Source organism: Streptomyces sp. UF-297 (assembly GCF_058245575.1).
Map to the genome: position 1 here is coordinate 1 of NZ_JBSIBZ010000197.1, position 2910 is coordinate 2910.

Below are 2910 nucleotides of genomic sequence, written 5' to 3' on the forward strand. Positions count from 1 at the left end.
GTCCTGACGGGATTTGAACCCGCGGCCTCCACCTTGACAGGGTGGCGAGCACTCCAAACTGCTCCACAGGACCTTGCATTGTGCGAAACCGGCCGGAACCAGTCTCGCACACGGTGATGCGTGCCCCCAACGGGATTCGAACCCGTGCTACCGCCTTGAAAGGGCGGCGTCCTGGGCCACTAGACGATGAGGGCTGATGGCCCACCTGGGCGCTTTGTCGGCGCCTCGGGGACGTGAGAAGCATATGGGATGGGGGGACCGTTCGCCAAAACGGTTTACGGAGGGCTGTGCGCAGGGCCTGTCGGCGAGGTGGGTGAGGGGGTCTGTGAGGGGGCCGGGGAGGGGGAGGGGTTCGGCCGGTTCTCCCGCGGCAGGTGGCGGCTGACCTCCGCCTTGGACAGGCCCAGCCCGCCCAGCGTGATCTCGTCCCAAGCCTGCAGGCGCTTACTGCGCCGGTCCAGGTAGAGGACGGAGGCCTGGACGGACTCGGGCTTCTCGCCCTGCACCGCGCGCAGCCCGCCGCCGCCCGTGGAGCCCTCGATCATCAGGCGGGTGCCGTGTGGCAGGGTCCGGTTCTCGCGGTGGTGGACATGGCCGGCCAGGGCCAGCGGGACCAGCCCGTCGGTCTCGGCGGCGGCCACCGGGTTGTGGGCCAGGGCGAGGTCGACGGGGCGGCCCGCGGCCCGCTGCGAGCGCAGCGAGGCGGCCAGCAGGCTGCCGGCGACGCGCTCGGCGGGGTCGCCGGAGGCCACCACCGTGCGGTCCGGGGTGAACTGCGGGTCGCCGACGCCCGCGATACGCAGCCCCGCGACCCCTACGGAGCGGCCGTGGTCCAGGACGGTGACGTTCTTGCGGGAGGCCATGTACTCCTGCGTGGTCAGCGAGTCGTGGTTGCCGCGGACCCAGACGTAGGGGGCGCCGAGCGAGGAGGCGCTGTCCAGGAAGCGGTTCTCGGCGGCCGAGCCGTGGTCCATGGTGTCGCCGGTGTCCACGATCACATTGATCTTGTACTGGGCGACCAGCGACTTGATGATCCGCCAGGCGCCGGGGTTGAGGTGGATGTCGGAGACGTGCAGCACGCGGATCGTGGTGGGGTCGGGCTGATAGGCGGGGAGGGTGGAGGTCGCGTCGTACAGCTTGGTGACATTGGTCACCAGCCGCGCCAACTCCCGCTGGTAGACGTCGAATTCGCTCACGATGCTGCGGGCGTTGCCGACCACCGAGGGGGCCGAGGAGAGCAGGCCGGAGAACTTCGGCTCCAGGACGGATTTGGGGTTCCAGGTGGCGTACGCGGCGGCTCCGGAGGCGGCGAGCAGGGCCAGCGCGAGACCGCCGGCGGCCAGGGCGCGGCGCGGCCTGCGGTAGACGGCCAGGCCCAGCGCGGTGGCGCCGGAGACCACCGCGACGCAGGAGCGGAAGGCGAGGGTGCCGGTGCCGCGGGTGACGTCGCGGGTGACCTCGGCCTGGAGCCCGGCGAACCGCTCGGGGTGGTCGACCAGGGCCTGGGACCGTACGGGGTCCAGCCGGTCGACGTCGACGTCCAGGCGGATGGGGGCGTAGTGGCTGCGCAGCTCCAGCGCGCCCAGCGGCGACACATTGATCGTGGTGCCGCCGGTGAGGGAGGGGCGCAGGGTCATGTTGGTGTCCACGGGGCCCACCGGCGCGTGGATGCTGCCGACGATGAGCAGGCCCAGCCAGGCGCCGAGCAGGGTGACGGCGATCAGCCCCAGGGCGCGGGCGTAAGGGTGCGGGGTGTGGACGAGGGTGCTGGTGGGGGCGGTGTGGTGGGAGCGGTAGTGACGCAGTACGGCGGCGGGCGCGCTCCGTACACGGGACAGACGGGCACGGAGCAGGCGCGAGGGGCCCGGGGGAGTGCTCCCGGGGGACGCGGTGCGAGCCATTGGTGCCGTATGCCCGGGTCCGGTGATCGCTATGCGGACGGGGCGCAGGCGGCCCGGGGCACGGCGGGGCACGGCGCGGCCCGGGCGGCGGGGCGCGGTGCGGTGGGCCGTTCGGCGATCGCTTTCGGGGCCCGGTGGCGGACAATGGGCGGGTGCTGGAGATGACGCGCGAGGAGTTCGAGGAACTGGTCGCCGAGGCGCTGGACCGTATCCCGCCGGAGCTGACGCGGCTGATGGACAACGTGGCGGTCTTCGTCGAGGACGAGCCGCCCGCCGACGATCCCGACCTGCTCGGGCTCTACGAGGGAACCCCGCTGACCGACCGCGGCGAGTGGTACGCGGGCGTCCTGCCCGACCGGATCACCATCTACCGGGGCCCGACCCTGCGCATGTGCGACACCAGGGACGACGTCGTGGCCGAAACGGAGGTGACGGTCGTTCATGAGATCGCGCACCACTTCGGGATCGATGACGAGCGGCTGCATGCGCTGGGTTACGGCTGAGGGGTAGGTGGGGCCGGGGGGTGGGGTGGCGCGTGCGTGGCGCGTGTCCTCGGGCGGGGAGCGGGAGTTGGGCAGGGCGTCTCTCATCGCGCTCCGGAACCGGAGGTCCCGCCCGTGCGCCCGATCCTTTTCCGATCCCCGTTGCCCGGCAGGTCCACCGGTGAGCCCTCGGGGCCGCTCTCCGGCCGCGCCTGGTCCCGCTCCCGCGCCCTCGCCGCCGCCGCCGTCGTCTCGGCGCTGGCCTCGGCGCTCTCCGGCTGCATGAGCGTGAGCGACCCGGAGACCCCCAAGCCGTCGGGGAAGAGCGCGCCGGACGGGAGCGTGGCCGAGCCGGACGGCGGGACGGTGGACGGCCGCGGGGACGGGCCGCGGCGGATGGGGCGTACGGGGGAGTCGCAGGGTACGGACGACGGGGAGAACGGGGCGAAGGGGGAGGACGGGGCCTCGCCCGCGCCCGGCGGCGGCCCCTCGGCGGCGGCGCCGGACGGCTCGGCCCTGCCCCCGGG

Annotated in this window: 2 protein-coding genes, 1 tRNA gene and 1 pseudogene; 2 read left to right on the plus strand and 2 right to left on the minus strand. The window is 73.3% G+C overall.

The features are described from left to right. Positions 1-121: 121 nt before the first annotated feature. Both AC4IJH_RS43295 and AC4IJH_RS43300 read right to left on the minus strand, forming a co-directional pair. A tRNA-Glu gene (locus AC4IJH_RS43295) sits at positions 122-194 on the minus strand. A gap of 81 nt (positions 195-275) precedes the next feature. Next, entirely contained in the window at positions 276-1901 is a 1626-nt protein-coding gene (locus tag AC4IJH_RS43300) for a metallophosphoesterase family protein (RefSeq protein ID WP_490857533.1), read from the minus strand. A 152-nt stretch (positions 1902-2053) separates the two neighbouring features. Here AC4IJH_RS43300 and AC4IJH_RS43305 point away from each other — a divergent pair, with 152 nt between their 5' ends. Both AC4IJH_RS43305 and AC4IJH_RS43310 read left to right on the plus strand, forming a co-directional pair. Beyond that, positions 2054-2404, plus strand: coding sequence for a metallopeptidase family protein (locus AC4IJH_RS43305; RefSeq protein WP_490857534.1), 351 nt, complete (start codon positions 2054-2056; stop codon positions 2402-2404). Positions 2405-2545: 141 nt separating this feature from the next. After that, a pseudogene (locus tag AC4IJH_RS43310) lies at positions 2546-2910 on the plus strand (hypothetical protein); the annotation flags it as partial.

Coding starts and splice junctions, on each gene's coding strand:
- AC4IJH_RS43300 (WP_490857533.1), bottom strand. CDS start 1,901: ATGGCTCGCACCGCGTCCCCCGGGAGCACTCCCCCGGGCCCCTCGCGC.